At 66.8% G+C, this 15723-nt stretch carries 16 protein-coding genes; 11 read left to right on the top strand and 5 right to left on the bottom strand.

Annotated elements, in window-relative coordinates:
- The first annotated feature begins 5 nt into the window (after positions 1–5).
- The 4 genes from Q1J79_RS10980 to Q1J79_RS10995 all read left to right on the top strand — a co-directional run bounded on the left by Q1J79_RS10980 (position 6) and on the right by Q1J79_RS10995 (position 4112).
- Positions 6–782, top strand: coding sequence for an enoyl-CoA hydratase (locus tag Q1J79_RS10980; RefSeq protein WP_300300143.1), 777 nt, complete (start codon positions 6–8; stop codon positions 780–782).
- A gap of 15 nt (positions 783–797) precedes the next feature.
- Positions 798–1970, top strand: coding sequence for an ATP phosphoribosyltransferase regulatory subunit (locus Q1J79_RS10985; RefSeq protein ID WP_300300145.1), 1173 nt, complete (start codon positions 798–800; stop codon positions 1968–1970).
- Between the two features lie 25 nt (positions 1971–1995).
- Positions 1996–3291 (top strand): adenylosuccinate synthase, encoded by a 1296-nt coding sequence (locus tag Q1J79_RS10990; protein WP_300300148.1) that lies wholly within the window; start codon positions 1996–1998, stop codon positions 3289–3291.
- 137 nt (positions 3292–3428) lie between these two features.
- Positions 3429–4112: a hypothetical protein gene (locus Q1J79_RS10995; RefSeq protein WP_300300150.1), complete on the top strand. Its 684-nt coding sequence runs from the start codon at positions 3429–3431 to the stop codon at positions 4110–4112.
- A gap of 19 nt (positions 4113–4131) precedes the next feature.
- Here Q1J79_RS10995 and rpoH read toward each other — a convergent pair whose 3' ends face one another.
- Positions 4132–5058 carry an RNA polymerase sigma factor RpoH gene (rpoH, locus tag Q1J79_RS11000; protein ID WP_300300152.1) on the bottom strand — a complete coding sequence of 309 codons (927 nt, stop codon included), beginning with the start codon at positions 5056–5058 and terminating at the stop codon, positions 4132–4134.
- Between the two features lie 198 nt (positions 5059–5256).
- Between rpoH and Q1J79_RS11005 the strand changes: the two genes are divergently transcribed.
- A complete protein-coding gene (locus tag Q1J79_RS11005) occupies positions 5257–6216 on the top strand; it encodes a dienelactone hydrolase family protein (protein WP_300300154.1) in 960 nt (319 codons plus the stop codon).
- 1 nt (position 6217) lies between these two features.
- Here Q1J79_RS11005 and Q1J79_RS11010 read toward each other — a convergent pair whose 3' ends face one another.
- Entirely contained in the window at positions 6218–7249 is a 1032-nt protein-coding gene (locus Q1J79_RS11010; protein ID WP_300300156.1) for an RluA family pseudouridine synthase, read from the bottom strand.
- Positions 7250–7269: 20 nt separating this feature from the next.
- Between Q1J79_RS11010 and Q1J79_RS11015 the strand changes: the two genes are divergently transcribed.
- The 3 genes from Q1J79_RS11015 to Q1J79_RS11025 are packed head-to-tail and all read left to right on the top strand — an operon-like array spanning position 7270 to position 9094.
- Complete coding sequence (locus tag Q1J79_RS11015; RefSeq protein WP_300300158.1) at positions 7270–7614, top strand: hypothetical protein; 345 nt, start codon at positions 7270–7272, stop codon at positions 7612–7614.
- Positions 7614–8045 carry a M67 family metallopeptidase gene (locus Q1J79_RS11020; RefSeq protein WP_300300160.1) on the top strand — a complete coding sequence of 144 codons (432 nt, stop codon included), beginning with the start codon at positions 7614–7616 and terminating at the stop codon, positions 8043–8045. Before Q1J79_RS11015 ends, Q1J79_RS11020 begins: the two co-directional genes overlap by 1 nt.
- Positions 8046–8059: 14 nt before the next feature.
- A complete protein-coding gene (locus tag Q1J79_RS11025; protein WP_300300162.1) occupies positions 8060–9094 on the top strand; it encodes a low specificity L-threonine aldolase in 1035 nt (344 codons plus the stop codon).
- On the opposite strand, the gene Q1J79_RS11030 is transcribed toward Q1J79_RS11025, so the two are convergent.
- Positions 9025–10002 (bottom strand): LysR family transcriptional regulator, encoded by a 978-nt coding sequence (locus tag Q1J79_RS11030; protein WP_300300165.1) that lies wholly within the window; start codon positions 10000–10002, stop codon positions 9025–9027. The two genes, Q1J79_RS11025 and Q1J79_RS11030, sit on opposite strands and share 70 nt — an antisense overlap.
- Positions 10003–10115: 113 nt before the next feature.
- On the opposite strand from Q1J79_RS11030, the gene Q1J79_RS11035 reads away from it, so the two are divergent.
- Complete coding sequence (locus Q1J79_RS11035) at positions 10116–10307, top strand: hypothetical protein (protein ID WP_300300167.1); 192 nt, start codon at positions 10116–10118, stop codon at positions 10305–10307.
- An 83-nt stretch (positions 10308–10390) separates the two neighbouring features.
- Complete coding sequence (locus tag Q1J79_RS11040) at positions 10391–11173, top strand: class III extradiol ring-cleavage dioxygenase (protein ID WP_300300169.1); 783 nt, start codon at positions 10391–10393, stop codon at positions 11171–11173.
- A gap of 6 nt (positions 11174–11179) precedes the next feature.
- Here Q1J79_RS11040 and Q1J79_RS11045 read toward each other — a convergent pair whose 3' ends face one another.
- Together Q1J79_RS11045 and Q1J79_RS11050 are read right to left on the bottom strand one after the other, a co-directional pair.
- Positions 11180–11758, bottom strand: a complete 579-nt coding sequence (locus Q1J79_RS11045) for a hypothetical protein (protein ID WP_300300172.1) — start codon at positions 11756–11758, stop codon at positions 11180–11182.
- 44 nt (positions 11759–11802) lie between these two features.
- Complete coding sequence (locus tag Q1J79_RS11050; protein WP_300300175.1) at positions 11803–13527, bottom strand: tetratricopeptide repeat protein; 1725 nt, start codon at positions 13525–13527, stop codon at positions 11803–11805.
- A 216-nt stretch (positions 13528–13743) separates the two neighbouring features.
- On the opposite strand from Q1J79_RS11050, the gene Q1J79_RS11055 reads away from it, so the two are divergent.
- On the top strand, positions 13744–15708 hold the full coding sequence (locus tag Q1J79_RS11055) for a flagellar hook-length control protein FliK (protein ID WP_300300177.1): 1965 nt from the start codon (positions 13744–13746) through the stop codon (positions 15706–15708).
- Positions 15709–15723 lie beyond the last annotated feature (15 nt).

Consider the following 15723-nt stretch of genomic DNA (forward strand, 5'->3'; position numbering starts at 1 on the left):
CAGTCATGGCGTATGAAAACATCCTGGTGGAAACCCGTGGCCAGGTCGGCCTGATCACGCTGAACCGGCCGCAGGCGCTGAATGCCCTGAATGCCGCGCTGGTCAGCGAAATGGCCCAGGCCCTGGATGCTTTCGAGGCCAATGACGGGATCGGCTGTGTCATCATCACCGGTTCGGAGAAGGCTTTCGCCGCCGGCGCCGATATCAAGGAGATGCAGTCCAAGACCTATATGGACGTCTACAAGGAAGACTTCATCACCAAGAACTGGGAACGTGTCACCACCTGCCGCAAGCCGGTGATCGCGGCGGTGGCCGGCTTTGCGCTGGGCGGCGGCTGCGAGCTGGCGATGATGTGCGATTTCATCATCGCTGCCGACACCGCCAAATTCGGCCAGCCGGAAATCAACCTCGGCACCATTCCCGGCGCCGGCGGCACCCAGCGCCTGACCCGTTTCGTCGGCAAGTCCAAGGCGATGGAAATGTGCCTCACCGCCCGCATGATGGATGCGACGGAAGCCGAGCGTTCCGGCCTGGTCAGTCGCGTCGTGCCGGCCGCCGAGCTGCTGAATGAAGCCTTCAAGGCCGCCGAGAAGATCTGCTCGCTGTCGCGTCCAGTGGTGATGATCGCCAAGGAAGCGGTGAATCGTGCTTATGAAACCACGCTGGCCGAAGGCGTGCGTTTCGAACGCCGGATTTTCCACTCGACCTTTGCCACCGAAGACCAGAAGGAAGGCATGAGCGCATTCGCCGAGAAGCGCAAGGCCGTCTTCAAGCACAAGTAACGGAAGCGACCGATCATGGCACCGCGCGGACGCAGTCCTGCAAGCGAAGGAGAAACCAGTGCGGCCGCCGGCCTGCTGCCGGCGGGTCTGCGCGACGTTCTGCCGCCGCGCGCCGAATGGGAGGCCCAGGCCAGCGAAAGCCTGCTGGCCGCCTTCGCCGCCCAGGGCTATGCCCGCGTCAAGCCGCCGCTGATCGAATTCGAGGAAACCCTGCTGGCCGGATCGGGCGCCGACCTGGCCGGCCAGATGTTCCGCGTCATGGACCCGGTATCGCAGCGCATGATGGGACTGCGCACCGACATCACCATGCAGGTGGCGCGCATCGCCGCCACGCGGCTGAAGGATTCCGCCCGTCCGCTGCGTTTCGCCTATGCTGGCCAGGTGCTGCGCGTGCGCGGCACCCAGCTTCGCCCCGAGCGCCAGTTCGCCCAGGCCGGCGTGGAGCTGATCGGCTCCGCGGCGCTGGGCTCCGACGTGGAAGTCGCCGTGCTGGCGGCGGAAGCCGTCGCCTCGCTGGGCGTCAGCGGCCTGTCGCTCGATATCACCCAGCCTCTGCTGGCGCCGGCGATCATGGAAGCCCATGGCCTGGAACCGAAACAGGCGCGCGCCGCCCGCCGTGCGCTGGATCGCAAGGATGCCGCCGAGCTGAAAGAGGCGGGCGGTGCCGCCGCGCCCACTTTGCTGAAGCTGCTGCCGCTGGCCGGTCCGGCCCGCGCTGCTCTGGATGGCCTGCAGAAACTGAAACTGCCACCGGCGGCCGCCAGGATCGTCGCCGATCTCGATGCCCTGGTGCGCGAGGTGTCGGCTGCGGCGCCCGAACTGCTGGTCACGCTGGACCCTGGCGAATTCCGCGGCTTCGAATATCACACCGGCATCGCCTTCACCCTGTTTGCCCGCAACGTGCGTGGCGAACTGGGCCGTGGCGGCCGCTACAACACGCCGGCCGGCGAACCGGCCACGGGTTTCACGCTGTATCTCGACAGCGTGATGCGCGCCCTGCCGGCGCGCCCGGCGCTGCAGATGGTCTATCTGCCGTTCGGCACGCCGCGGTCGGCTGCCGCGAAACTGCGTGGCCAGGGCCATGCCACCTGGGCAGCGCTGGAGCCGGAAGCCGGCGATACGAAAAAAGCGGCCAAAGCGGCGGGCTGCAGCCATTGGTGGGACGGCAAGGCCGTCCAGCCTGTCTGAATTTTTTGTCTGAAGGGTTCCTGAGATGAGCAACGTCGTCGTGGTCGGCGCCCAGTGGGGCGACGAGGGCAAGGGCAAGATCGTCGACTGGCTGAGCCTGCGCGCCGATGTGGTGGTGCGTTTCCAGGGCGGCCACAATGCCGGCCATACGCTTGTCATCGGCAACAATGTTTACAAGCTGTCTCTGCTGCCGTCCGGCATCGTGCGCAAGAACAAGCTGGCGGTGATCGGCAATGGCGTGGTGGTCGATCCCTGGGCGCTGTTCGCCGAGATCGACAAACTGCGCGGCCAGGGCGTGGAGATCGGTGAGCATAACCTCAAGGTCGCCGACAATGCCGCGCTGATCCTGCCGTTGCATCGCGAGCTGGATGGCCTGCGCGAGGATGCCGTCGATGGCGGCGTGAAGATCGGCACCACGCGGCGCGGCATCGGTCCGGCCTATGAGGACAAGATTGGCCGCCGTGCCATTCGTGTGTGCGATCTGGCTGATACCGCCTCGCTCGGCCGCAAGGTCGATGGCCTGCTGGCGCATCACAATGCCCTGCGCAAGGGCCTCGGCGCGCCGCTGGTGGATCGCGCGGCGCTGCTCAAGGAGCTGGCCGAGATCGCGCCGAAAATCCTGCCCTATGCCGCGCCCGTGTGGCGCGACCTGGACGAGGCCCGCCGTGCCGGCAAGCGCATCCTGTTCGAGGGTGCCCAGGGCTCGCTGCTCGATGTGGATCACGGTACCTATCCGTTCGTTACCTCGTCGAACACCATGGCTGGCTCGGCTGCGGCCGGCTCAGGGCTGGGGCCGGGTTCGCTCGGCTATATTCTCGGCATCGTGAAGGCTTATACGACGCGCGTCGGCGAAGGCCCGTTCCCCACCGAACTGACCGACGAGATCGGCCAGTGGCTGGGCGAGAAGGGCCATGAATTCGGCGTCGTCACCGGGCGCAAGCGCCGCTGCGGCTGGTTCGATGCCGTGCTGGTGCGCCAGACCGTGAAGCTGAACGGCATCCACGGCATCGCGCTGACCAAGCTCGATGTGCTTGACGGCCTGAAGGAGCTGAAGATCTGCGTCGGTTACGACGTGAACGGCAAGGTGCTGGATTATTTCCCGGCCGCGATGTCCGAGCAGGCGGTGGCCAAACCGGTTTACGAGACGCTGGAAGGCTGGAGCGAGACCACCCAGGGTGCGCGCAGCTGGGTCGACCTGCCGGCGACGGCGGTGAAATACGTGCGCCGCATCGAGGAACTGATCGGCGCCCCGGTCGCTTTGCTCTCCACCTCGCCCGAACGCGACGACACCATCCTGATGAAGGACCCCTTCGAGGATTAAGAACTGGGGATTATTGCTGTATTCAGTTGCCGTTTCAGGTTATCGATTCTTAACCCTGCCGTTATCGACCCTTAACTATCGCCAGCGCGGCTCTCTGGACAAAAGTGGTGCCAACACATCACACCCGGAGAGTAGCCATGCTGAGGACCCAGGAAGCCGCCTTATACGGCATCGGCGAGAACGCAATGTCGGTTCTGTGCGAGGCGATCTGCCTCGACGCCGTCGAAGTGGCGGCGGTCGGTCGGGTCAGCATCTGGTTCTTCGACGAAACCGGCAATCTGGTCTGCCAGCGCCTGCTTGATGCCCGCGAAGGCAGGTTCCATGAGGGCGCGGTGATCCCGCGCTCGGCCACGGCGGCCTATGTCAAGGCGGCCTCGGCCGGCCTTGCCGCGCTGACCACCGAGGACGCCCCGGTGCTGGAGCATGACAATGCCATGCCGGCGGACGTGACGGCACGGCTGGATCTGCTGCTGGTCGACAACAAGAATCAGCCCGCCGCGATTTTCCGCTGCGAACGCTATGATGCCGCCGGCGAGTGGCGCGAGCGCGATATCATCATCCTGCGCAAGCTGGCCCAGACCCTGGCCACGGCGATCCGCCATGAATGCGAACGCTATGTGGCGTGCCAGACCGTGCCGGCCGTGCCATCCGTTCTGCTGGCGCCGACCGGTTCGGCCAGGCAGAATCTCGACTGGCTGCGCAAGGGCAAGGAGCCGTCGATCTGGCTACAATCCCTGCCGGCCGCGTCGGTCTATGATGCGCTGGATTTCGATCTGCCGCCGGTCCTGTCGGGCGATGACGAGCCGGACTGGGATAACTGAAGGATTCCGTTAGGCGGCCTTACGCGGGGGCGGAAAAACCTTCGCTGGCCGGCCCGCCGGTCATGCCTTGTTCGGCGGCGGCCTGACGCACCGCTTTCTGCAGCTTCTCGAAGGCCCGCACCTCGATCTGGCGCACGCGTTCGCGGCTGATGCCGTAACGGGCCGACAGGTCTTCCAGCGTGGTCGGTTCTTCGGTGAGGCGGCGCTGCACCAGAATGTCGCGTTCGCGCTCGTTCAGGTCGGCCATCGCCGCCGCCAGCAGCTTGTGCCGGCTGTCGAATTCATCACCCTCGACCAGGCGGGCTTCCTGGTTCGGCGTCTCGTCGACCAGCCAGTCCTGCCATTCGCTGCTGCCTTCCTCGTCACCGCGCAGCGGCGCGTTCAGCGAACTGTCGGCGCCGGCCAGGCGGCGGTCCATGGTGATGACTTCGTCCTGCGGCACGTTGAGCTGGGTGGCGATCTTCTCCACCTGGTCGGGGGTCAACTGGCCGCCCTCGATCGCCTTCATCTGGCCGCGCAGGCGGCGCAGGTTGAAGAACAGCTTCTTCTGCGCGGCGGTCGTGCCGATCTTCACCAGCGACCACGAACGCAGGATGTATTCCTGGATCGAGGCACGGATCCACCACATGGCATAGGTGGAAAGCCGGAAGCCCTTGTCGGGGTCGAAGCGCTTCACCGCCTGCATCATGCCGACATTGCCTTCGGCGATCAGTTCGCCCACCGGCAAGCCATAGCCGCGATAGCCCATGGCGATCTTGGCCACCAGACGCAGATGGCTGGTTACCAGCTTATGCGCCGCTTCCACGTCGCCGCGATCGCGCCAGGCCTTGGCCAGCATGAATTCCTCCTGCGGCTCCAGCATGGGGAAGCGGCGGATTTCGGCCAGGTAGCGGGCAAGGCCGCCCTCGGCAGAGGACAATGCGGGTAGGCTGGCGGCGGTACTCATGGATCTGGAAACTCCCCCCTCCGGGGCTGGTCTTCGACTCTCGCCCGGTTCGGTATCAGAAATGGGTGCCCTGTCTTTCATTTGCAATGAGGGAAGCGGGGGATTGCGGCGGAAGTGCGGCAGTTTCGCCGTCCATATTGCCCGAATTCTCCCCCGGTGTGATAGTTGTCACAGGGCCTGACAACCTGTGGGGGAGCCATGCGCGGGGCTGTTTTCACTCTTTCCGGGCTTCTGCTGGCCGCCCTTCCGGTCATGGCGGAGGTGAAAAAGGAAATCCTCGAATTCAGCGGTCCGTCGCGGGGTGGGCCGGTCACGGTCAGGGCCGAACTGTTCCTGCCCGATGCGCTGGCGGGCACCCGGCTGCCGGCCATGCTGATCCACCATGGCAGCGGTGGGGTCAGCAACGAGCGTGAATATGCCTATGCGCGGGAATTCACCGCCATGGGCGTTGCCGCGATCATCCCGGATTCCTTCACCCCACGCGGGGTGAAAAGCACCGTGGCGGACCAGAGCGCGGTGACCAATAACGACATGCTGGCGGATGCCTTCGGCGCCCTGAAGGCGGCGGCCGGCCACCCGCGGCTCGATCCGGCCCGCATCGGCATCACCGGCTTTTCCAAGGGCGGCACGGTGGCACTACAGAGCGCGCTGGTATCCGTTGCCGAGCGGTTCGCGCCGGGCGGGCCGCGCTTTGCGCTGCATGTGCCATTCTATGCTAGCTGCGGCACCCAGTATCTTAACCCGAAAACCACTGGTGCGCCGATGCTGGTCCTGATCGGCGGTGCCGACACCTATGTCGGCAGTCAGCCCTGCCTGGATTACGCCGCGAAGATCGGGGCAACCGGCGGCAGGGTTGAGGCCGTTGTCTATCCCAATGCCCAGCATGGCTGGGATGGCGCCGGCGCGGCATACCGGATCGCCAATGGCGAGAACTACAGCAAATGCGTTTACGTCGAACAGCCCGACCGCAGCTGGATCGAGCAGACTTCCGGCGTCATGACCAACGGGCCGGGCGGCCGCGCCATCGAAGGCGCCAATCAGAAAGCCCTGGCCGCCTGCCGCACGCTTGGGGTCAGCGGCGGTCCGGATGCGGATGCCAGAACGAAGTCCATGGCGGCGCTGAAAGCCACCATGCGCGCGGCTTTCGGGCTGAACTGACTCAGCGCGGCGTGTTGCGCTGGCTGGACAGCACCTTCAGCAAGGCGGCGAAATCGGCGGGCAGCGGGCTTTCGAACCGCAGCAATTTGCCGCTCACCGGATGGCGGAAACCCAGCGTGGCCGCATGCAGCGCCTGGCGCTTGAAGCCGAGCAGGGCGGCCCGGGCGGCATCGCCGAGCTGGAAGCGCTGCAGGCTGCGGGCCCGACCATAGGTCTGGTCGCCGATCAGGGCATTGCCCCGGGCCGTCATGTGCACGCGGATCTGGTGGGTGCGGCCGGTTTCCAGCGTGCAGCGCACCAGGGCGCAGACCGGTTGGCCCTTGCCGTCATAGATCATCTGCCGCGTCTCGTAATGGGTTACTGCCGGCTTGCCGCCGCGGGTGACGATCGCCATGCGCTTGCGGTCCTTCGGGTCACGGCCAATGGCGCCCTCGATGCTGCCCTGCAGCGGATTGGGATGGCCCCAGACCAGCGCGTCGTAGCTGCGCTCGATGTCGTGGTCGGCGAACAAAGCCGCCAGCGCATGATGGGCGCGGTCGGTCTTCGCCGCCACGACCAGGCCCGACGTGTCCTTGTCGATCCGGTGCACGATGCCCGGCCGCTTCACCCCGCCGATGCCCGACAGGCTGTCGCCGCAATGATGCAGCAGGGCGTTCACCAGCGTGGATTCCGGATTGCCCGGCGCCGGGTGCACCACCAGCCCGGCCGGCTTGTCGACCACGATCAGCTGGTCGTCCTCGTAGACGATGGTGAGCGGGATATCCTGGGCCTGCGGCTCGGCCGCCACGAGTGCCGGCTGGGTCACCGCATAAATCTCGCCCGGTTTGATCTTGCGCGAGGGGTCGGTTATCGTCGCGCCGCCCGGTCCATCGCCCAGCTGCACATGGCCGTCGAGGATCAGGGCTTTCAGGCGCGAGCGTGAGAAATCGGCTTCGCCGCCCGCCAGCGTTGTCGCCAGCCAGCGATCCAGCCGTTCGCCGGCGGCCTCGGGCGGCACGGGCGGCAGGATCTGCGGTGTGGCGGAATCAGGCATTGATATCGGGACCGGATGGAATGACGGAGCGAACGGCGGAAGAGGCGACAAGGATACGGTGGCTGAAGGCTGTCGTCATCGGTCTGGGCATCATCTTCGTTGGCCTGGCCGTGCTGCTGCTGGTGCTGATCATGACCGGCGGACCGAAACGCACTGCTTCCACGGGGAATGTCGCCCCGCATGCCGTCAGCGTGGAAGACCTGATCGTCACCCTGCCGAAGAACAGTCGCGTCGCCGATGTGCTGGCCACCGGCAACCGTATTGTGCTGAGGGTGCGACTGGCCGACGGTACCGAGCGGCTCTACGCCCTGGATGGCGAGACGCTCAAGCCGCTCGGCAGCATCACGGTGCAAGTCGAGAAGTGATGCCGCTGCGGCTGACCCGGGTCCAGCTTGCGCAGCTCGCCGCCCTGGCCGAGGCCGCCTTTCCGCGCGAGGCCTGCGCCCTGCTGCTGGGGCGCGGTGACGGCGAAATGCTGCAGGTCAGCCGCGTCGTGCCGGCAGCCAACATCGCCGCATCGCCCGACCGTGATTTCGAGCTCGATCCCGCCGTGCATGTCGCCGTGTTACGCCAGTTGCGCGAAACCGCGTCGCCCGATCGTGTTGTTGGCCACTGGCACAGCCATCCCAATGGCCGCGCCGAACCTTCGGCGCGGGATGCGGCGATGATCTATGATCCAGCCATGCTGTGGTTGATCAGCGCGGTGGATGCCAGCGGCGCGGCTGCGCCACGCGCCTTCCGCCCGCGTGCCGATGCATCCGGCTTCGATCCCATTCCCCTCCAGACCGAATCATAAAAAAAGGATTTCCCATGGCCGCCCCCAGCCTGGATTTCAGAAGCGACAACGTGGCCGGCGCCGCGCCGGAAATCATGGCGGCGTTGCAGGATGCCAATCGCGGCGATGCCTCGGCCTATGGCGGCGACGATTACAGCACGCGACTGGATGCCGCCTTCTCGCGGCTGTTCGAAACCGAATGCCGCGTTTTCCCGGTCGCCACCGGCACCGCCGCCAATGTGCTGGCGCTGGCCTGCATCGCGCCACCCTTTGGCGCGGTCTACTGCCACCAGGACAGCCACATCATGGTGGATGAATGCAATGCGCCGGAATTCTATACCGGCGGGGCCAAGCTGGTCGGCCTGCCCGGTGAACAGGGCAAGATCGCGGCGGCGACGCTGGAAGCCGCGCTGAGCCAGGGCTGGAGCGGCGTGCAGCATCATCCGCAGCCTGCCGCCGTCAGCCTGACGCAGGCCACCGAATCCGGCACCGTCTATTCGCCCGATGACGTTGCCGGAATCGCCGCCCTGTGCCGCCAGCACGGCCTGCGCCTGCATATGGATGGCGCGCGCTTCGCCAATGCCGTGGCCGGGCTGAACTGTTCAGCGGCCGATCTCGCCTGGCGCGCCGGCGTCGAGGTCCTGAGCTTCGGTGCCACCAAGAACGGCGCCATGGCGGCCGAAGCCGTGGTGTTCTTCAAACCTGAACTGGCCGAGAGTTTCCTCTATCGTCGCAAGCGCGGCGGCCATCTGTTCTCCAAGTCGCGCTTCCTCTCGGTGCAGTTGCTCGCCATGCTGCAGGATGGCCTGTGGCTGAAGTTGGCGCGCGAGGCCAATGCGCGGGCGCGCGAACTGGCCGAGGGTTTTGTCCGCATTGCGGGTGCCGAGATCGTCTGGCCTGTGCAGGCCAACGAGGTGTTCGCGAAACTGCCGGCCGACAAGGCGGCGGCGATGCGCAGCAAGGGCGCGTTGTTCCACACCTGGAGCGAAGCCGACAGCCTCTATCGTTTCGTTTGCGCCTTCGACAAGACCACCGAAGACATCGCTGCGCTGCTGCGCGCCGCCGGCTGATCCGTCACCCAGGGCGGTTGCGGCGAGAAGCGTTCGACCAGGAAGTCGACGAAGGCACGGACTTTCGCGGCCAGATGCTTGCGCGCCGGATAGACGGCATAGATCGGCCAGCTCTGGCGATCGAGATAATCGTCCAGCACGGTGACCAGTTCGCCCGCCGCGATCTCGCGATAGGCCAGCGAGTCGGCCAGGAAGGCCAATCCCATGCCCTCGCGGCAGAGATGGAACAGCGCGTCGCCGCTGTTGGAATAGATGCGGCCACGCACGGGGATGCGCTCGCGCCGCCCGTCCTGCCATCGCATTGGCCAGCGGTTCAGCGCCTCCACGTTGTTGCTGTGGATCGCCGTATGCTGCGCCAGGTCTTCCGGGCGCCGCGGAATACCATGACGCTCGAAATAGCTCGGCGCGCCGCAGATCATGCGCGTGTAGCTGGCCAGGCGGCGCGCGATCAGGTTCTCGTCGCGGACCTCGTTCAGGCGGATGCCGAGATCATCGCCCTCAGCCACCAGATCAACAATGTGGTCGGTGAAGGTCAGCCGTACGTCGATCTTCGGATAACGCGCCGCGAAATCGGGTACCAGCGGCACGATCTGGCTCATGCCAAAGCCATGCGCCACGTTCACGCGCAGCAGGCCGCGTGGCTCGGCCTCGGCGCCGCCGATGCTGGCCTCCACCGCGTCGATCTCGGCCAGGATGCCGCGCAGTTCGTCGAAATAGGCGCGGCCCTCGGCGGTCAGGCTGACCCGCCGCGTGGTCCGCTGCAGCAGCCGGGCGCCCAGCCGGTCCTCCAGCCGCGAGATCAGCTTGCTGACGCCGGAAGGGGTCAGGCGCAGCTTCTTGGCGGCTTCGGTGAATCCGCCGGATTCCACCACCTGGACAAAGGCTTCCATCTCGCCATAGCGGTTCATGGCCGTCTCATTTGTGAATTTCAGTCATCAAATACTGCCATATTTCCATATTAATGAATACATGGCGTAGGCCTATCGTTCTTTCCAGCCCCCCAGTAGAGGAAGGCCTCCCCATGACGACCAAGCTGACCACCCAGACGACTCTCCCGACCCGCTATATCACCGCCGAGGAAATGGCATTCCATGCCGATCGCGCCCGCGCCCTGCGCGCCGCGGCCGCCCGGGCCTTTTTCGCCGGCCTGATCGCGCTGTTCCGCTTCGCGCCCGCGCAGGTTCGCAACGCTGCGCTGGTGACCGTGAAGTAACGTCTTGCGGCCTTGCCGCAACCGACTTAGGTGATGCTCCGGCGGCGCGGTCCTGTCTGTGCGCCGCGCCGAAGGAGAGCCCGATGTCCCGTTTGCCGTCCGTCTTCGTCAGCCACGGTTCGCCCATGCTGACGCTGGAGCCTGACCGGCCGGCGCATCGTTTCCTGCGGCAGGCATCGCAGCACTGGCGGCAGCCGAAGGCCATTCTTGCCGTCTCGGCCCATTGGGAAACCGAGACGCCGGAAGTCGGCGCCACGGCGCAGCCAGAGACCATTCACGATTTCTACGGGTTTCCGCCGGCGCTCTACCGCCAGCTTTATCCCGCGCCCGGCGCGCCCGATGTGGCGGCCAGGATCAAGGCGCTGCTGGAGGCCGCCGGCCTTCCCGCGCAACTCGATGCCACGCGCGGTCTGGATCACGGCGCATGGTCGCCGCTGAAACTGATCTATCCCGATGCCGATATTCCGGTGTTGCAGCTCTCGATCCAGTCGCATCGCGATCCGGCCCATCATTTTGCGCTCGGCCGGGTCCTGGCGCCGCTGCGTGACGAGGGCGTGCTGGTCTTCGCCACCGGATCGCTTACCCATAACCTGCGCCTGTTGAATCGCGCAGACCGCGGCGAAGTTGCCCCCTGGGCACAGGCCTTCGCCGACTGGATGGCAGAGAAGCTGCAGGCGCGCGACGATGCCTCTTTGCTGGATTACCGGCGCCTTGCGCCCCATGCGGCGATGAACCATCCCAGCGACGAGCACCTGCTGCCGCTCTATGTCGCGCTTGGCGCGGCGACGCCCGACATCCCGGCCGAACGCCTGCATGCCAGCTTCACGCTGGGGGCGCTGGCGATGGACAGCTATCTGTTTGCGTGAACGGCCTTACTGGCCGATGTCGCCGAGCAGGCGGAAGATCACCACGTCCAGCACGACGACGTAGAGCAGCATCACCAGCAGCATGAAATAGCGGTGGATGTCGCCGCTCAGCTTCGGCTTGCGGCGCAGGGCGCTGCGCGCCAGGTTTGAAAAATCGCCGACCAGATAGGCCATCTTGGCATGTTCGTTGGCCTGCCAGGATTGCAGCATGGCGATCACCATGACGCTGACGAAGCCGACGAAAACCAGGAATCCGGCAACGAATCGCGCGACATCGGCGGCAAAGGGCATGGCGGTGCCGATGGCGACCAGGGCAAGCCCGAGCAGGGTGAAATACTCCACCACGCGCCATTGCTGGCGTTTGGCGAACAGCACATTGCGTGCCGCCGCATCGTAAAGCAGGCGGAATTCGGCATGGGTGGCGTCGTCCAGCTCGCTGGGGCTGAGCTTTTCCGGCTCCGGCCCGTTATCGGCGGGAGGAGCGGCCTTGGGTGCCGGCGGACGCGGCGGCGCGCCATGAGGCGGTGCACCAGCCGGCGGGCGGCTGGGCGCTTGTCCGGGAGTCTGTTTCGGTGGCAGAGCCATAATATAACCCTAGCCGGGCGACGTTAAAAAAGCTTTGCGCCACATCAAGCCGGGGCGAAGTCGAAATAGGTGTCGGCCAGGGTAACCCGGAACGCCATTTGCCCACCGGCCTGAACCGGTCGGTCTTCCGGCAGCCAGCATACCGCCTGGCCCCAATGCCGCATGGCGCCGTCCGGTCCGGTCGAGAGCATGATCTCGGCATCGAGCCAGAGCTCGAACCAGAAGACTAGCGCCTGCGCCGTACCATCCCGCAGGATCGGCGCCGACCAGGCCATCTGCTGTGGCTGCACCCAGTCTGGTGGATTGGCGAAATCGACCCGGCAGACCGGCAGCACGGCGCTCAAGGCTTCATAGGGTTCGTGATCCAGTCGCACCACGCCATGGGCCGACTGGTTGCGGAATTTGTCGAAGGGCGACAGGTCGAAGCCGCAGATTTCGCGCAGGGGGTTCACCGCACGCAGGTTCGGCAGGCGCACCACCTGCGCGACCACCTGTGCCGCCGCCGGGATCACCGTCGCGCCGGGCCGGGCCAGGCGGCGCAGCGCGTCGCGGATGGTCGGCAGCATACCTTCGCCGGTCAGGCCGGCATCCAGCACTTCCGCCACCACCAGGTCGGCCGGTTTCGGCAGGTCGCGCCCGGGCTCCAGTTCGGTCGAGCGTTTGGCAATCACCGCGATGCGGTCGGCATAGCCGTTTTTCGCCACGATTTCCTGCGCCGTCTCGGCGATCAGCGGATAGGCCTCGCAGGCGATCACGCGCTCGGCGCCGGCGCGGGCCGCCAGCATCGCCAGCAATCCCGAGCCGGTGCCGATATCGAGCACCGTCAGGCCCGGCTGCACCGCCTTGTCCAAAGCCGCGGCGAAAGCCTCGTTGCGCGCGGTGTCGGCCAGCATGGGAAAATGCCAGCCGGGAATCTGCGCGCTCAGCAGGCCGGACAGCGCCGCCTTCACCTGCGCATCCTCCGGCGCCAGTTCGGCGGCGCGGCGCAGGGCCGCCAGTGCCGTGGCGCTGTCGTTCAACTCGCGCGCCGATTGCCCGATCGCCATATGGGCAGCCACCAGCGTGTCGTCCCGTTTCAACGCCTCGCGCAGGGTGGCGATGGCCTCGCGGAAGCGGTGCAGCTTGTGCAGCGCCAGGCCGGCATTCAAATGCGCCATGGTCAGGTCGGGTCGCAGCGTCGCCGCCGCGCGATAGGCAGCCAGCGCGGCTTCCAGGTCGCCGGCCAGCTCGCAGACAACGCCGAGATTGACCTGGGCGGCGACATAATCGGGCCGCTGCTGCAGCAGGGCGCGGTATTCCGCCTGCGCCACGGCATAGGCGCCACGGTCCTTCAGGATATTGGCCAGGTTGAAGCGCGCTTCGGCGAAATCCGGCCGCAAGGCCAGCGCACGGCGGCAGGCGGTTTCGGCTTCGTCCAGCCGGCCCAGCATGCCCAGCGCCAGGGCCAGATTATTGGCGGCGTCGGCGTGATCGGGCTGCAGTCGCAGAGCCTGTTCGGCGGCCTGGATGGCCTGGGCGGCCTGGCCCAGGGCCATATGCATCAGGGCGGCATTGCACCAGCAGGCCGGATCGGGCCGCAGGGCCAGGGCGCGCTGCAGGTATTTCAACCCCTCGGCCGGATGACCGGCCTGGTAATGCAGCAGGCCGTATTGATGCAGCAGGCCGGGCTGCTGCGGATCGGCGCGCAGCAGAGTCTGGTAAATCTCGGCCGCCTCGGCCAGGCGGCCGGCTCTTTGATGCTGCAGGGCAGTCTGGACGGGATCGGACATGGGGCCGGACCATAGCCGCAGATTCGGGAGAAGGCGACCGCCGGCGATCCGGCAGACCGGACGATTCGCGCACCGGCAGAAATTGCCGCCCGGCAATGCCGGAATGGGGCGTGGACCCAGGGCGTGGCAGAAATATCATTGTAGAACATGTAGTTATACTTGGCTTTCGACTTGGCCCACCGCTTGCTTCTTCCCCGGCGACGAATGAGGCATTCCATGCAGGTCGCACCGCTTTCCAATTCCGCCGCCGCCGCTTCCGGCTCCAGCTCCGCCGAGGAGACCGATAGCCGTGCGCGCGATTTCGCCCGCGTTTTGCAGAACGCGTTTTTCAGCCAGGGCAGCAAGGCGGTGACCCGGTCGTCCGAGCCGACCGGCCCGGAAGCTGCCAGCCGCACCGAAATCCGCTCTGACTCCCGCTCGGAAACCCGCAGCGAGAGCCGGTCCGACACCCGCACCGAAATCCGCGCCGAACCGCGTCGGGAAAACCGCCCGGCCAGCCAGGTCCGCCCGTCCGAAAGCGCGACGTCTGAAACCGCCACGCCGCCGCGCGACAACACGGCACCGGCAAAAGACGGCAAAGTAGCCGACAAGCCTGCGGCCGCCGGCAAGGACAAGCCGGCCCCGGCCCGGGACGCCGCCACCGATGCAGCCCCGGACGCCGATGCGGCCCCACCTGCCGAACAGGCCGATGCAGCCCCCGCGGCCGGCGAAACCGAGCCGGCCCAGGATGATGCCAGCAAGCCGGCGGTTGCCCTCGCCCCGGATGCCGCGCTGATCCTTGGCCTGCTGCAGATGCAGACCCAGCCGGCCACGCCCCCGGTGATCGTGCCCCAGACTGGCCCCCAGACTGGCCCCCAGACTGGCGAGGCCGGCGTGGTGATTGCTGCCGCCATCCCGGCCGCCGCTGCTGCCCAGCCCCAGCTGGTGGCCGCCGCAGCCGGCAGCACCGTACCGGCCGCCACATCCGCCACGCCTGCGGCCCCCGCCATTCCGCCTGCCGATGCCGCCACGGTGGCCACGCCGGCCGTGCCTGCGACACCGGCCGCTGCCGCATCCGCCACGGACATGCCGCCTGCGGCCACCACTCCGCTGCCTGCGGCGGCCCAGCCGGCCGAAACGCCGGCGGCACCGGCTGCGGCGCAGCCGGTGGTCCTGCCAGCCGAGATTATCGCTGCCGCCAAGAGCAGCACGGATACCAGCGCCGCCGCCCTGTTGGCGCAGCAGCAGACGATAACGCCGGAGCAGCTGGCCGCCCTGCAGGAGGCCGTTCAGGCCGAAGGCAAGCTGCAGGTCGAAACCCAGGCTCAGGGCCAACTGCCGCGCCAGCCGCAGGGCGAGGCGCAGCCGGCCGTCACGGCGAAGCCGGCGACCGAAAAGAGCCTGCTGCTCGATATCCAGCCGGCCACGGCCGCCGCGCCGAAGGCGGTGGTTGATCAATCCTCGCTGCTGGCCATGCAGGGCGATGCCGATGCCGCCGCCGAGCAAGCTCTGCTGCAGCAGCAGCTCACCACGGCCCAGCATCATCAGTCGACCGCCGAGGCGAAATTCGCCGCCGCGCTGCAGGCCCAGCAGGGCAGCGATGCGCAGCCGCCGGCCACGCCGACGGTCGCTGCCGCGGCCACCGCCAATTCCACCCAGCAGAACCTGCAGCCCGCGCCGATGAGCAATCCCGGCACCAGCATGCCGCAGGCGGTACAGCATGCCGCCACGCAAACCATGGCCCGCCAGCTCGGTGCCTATATCCCGGCCGGCGAACAGGTCGCGGTGCAGATCAAGAAGGGCGCTGCCGAAGGCGCCGACAAGATTTCGATCAAGCTCGATCCCGGCAATCTCGGCAAGGTCGAGGTCAAGCTCGAGGTTGGTCATGACGGCAAGCTGATGGCGGTGATCGCGGCGGACAAGCCGGAAACCCTGCAGATGCTGCAGCGCGATGCGCAGCAGCTCGAACAGTCGCTGCGCGATGCCGGTCTGAAAACCGATGCCGGCTCGCTCAGCTTCACCCTGCGTGAGCAGAACCAGAATGCCGAGGGCCGCGAAGGCCAGGGCAACGGCGGCCGGCAGCGCGGCCGTGGCCATGAGGAATATGTCGAAACCGGCCTCGTCACCGATCCGGCGGCGCTCGCCGCCAGCAATGCCCAGCGCGCGGCCGCCGCCCGCGGCGGGCTTGATATCCGCATTTAAGGCGCGTCGCGCAGG

The organism is Ferrovibrio sp. (assembly GCF_029255545.1).
Taxonomy (GTDB): domain Bacteria; phylum Pseudomonadota; class Alphaproteobacteria; order Ferrovibrionales; family Ferrovibrionaceae; genus Ferrovibrio.

Excerpts from the sequence above, each read along its gene's own strand:
- Q1J79_RS11040 (WP_300300169.1), top strand. The coding sequence starts at position 10,391 with ATGTCCCGTTTGCCGTCCGTCTTCGTCAGCCACGGTTCGCCCATGCTG.
- Q1J79_RS11050 (WP_300300175.1), bottom strand. The coding sequence starts at position 13,527 with ATGTCCGATCCCGTCCAGACTGCCCTGCAGCATCAAAGAGCCGGCCGC.
- Q1J79_RS10985 (WP_300300145.1), top strand. The coding sequence starts at position 798 with ATGGCACCGCGCGGACGCAGTCCTGCAAGCGAAGGAGAAACCAGTGCG.
- Q1J79_RS11005 (WP_300300154.1), top strand. The coding sequence starts at position 5,257 with ATGCGCGGGGCTGTTTTCACTCTTTCCGGGCTTCTGCTGGCCGCCCTT.
- Q1J79_RS11015 (WP_300300158.1), top strand. The coding sequence starts at position 7,270 with ATGACGGAGCGAACGGCGGAAGAGGCGACAAGGATACGGTGGCTGAAG.
- Q1J79_RS11025 (WP_300300162.1), top strand. The coding sequence starts at position 8,060 with ATGGCCGCCCCCAGCCTGGATTTCAGAAGCGACAACGTGGCCGGCGCC.
- rpoH (WP_300300152.1), bottom strand. The coding sequence starts at position 5,058 with ATGAGTACCGCCGCCAGCCTACCCGCATTGTCCTCTGCCGAGGGCGGC.
- Q1J79_RS10990 (WP_300300148.1), top strand. The coding sequence starts at position 1,996 with ATGAGCAACGTCGTCGTGGTCGGCGCCCAGTGGGGCGACGAGGGCAAG.
- Q1J79_RS11020 (WP_300300160.1), top strand. The coding sequence starts at position 7,614 with ATGCCGCTGCGGCTGACCCGGGTCCAGCTTGCGCAGCTCGCCGCCCTG.
- Q1J79_RS11010 (WP_300300156.1), bottom strand. The coding sequence starts at position 7,249 with ATGCCTGATTCCGCCACACCGCAGATCCTGCCGCCCGTGCCGCCCGAG.
- Q1J79_RS11055 (WP_300300177.1), top strand. The coding sequence starts at position 13,744 with ATGCAGGTCGCACCGCTTTCCAATTCCGCCGCCGCCGCTTCCGGCTCC.
- Q1J79_RS10980 (WP_300300143.1), top strand. The coding sequence starts at position 6 with ATGGCGTATGAAAACATCCTGGTGGAAACCCGTGGCCAGGTCGGCCTG.
- Q1J79_RS11030 (WP_300300165.1), bottom strand. The coding sequence starts at position 10,002 with ATGAACCGCTATGGCGAGATGGAAGCCTTTGTCCAGGTGGTGGAATCC.
- Q1J79_RS11035 (WP_300300167.1), top strand. The coding sequence starts at position 10,116 with ATGACGACCAAGCTGACCACCCAGACGACTCTCCCGACCCGCTATATC.
- Q1J79_RS11045 (WP_300300172.1), bottom strand. The coding sequence starts at position 11,758 with ATGGCTCTGCCACCGAAACAGACTCCCGGACAAGCGCCCAGCCGCCCG.
- Q1J79_RS10995 (WP_300300150.1), top strand. The coding sequence starts at position 3,429 with ATGCTGAGGACCCAGGAAGCCGCCTTATACGGCATCGGCGAGAACGCA.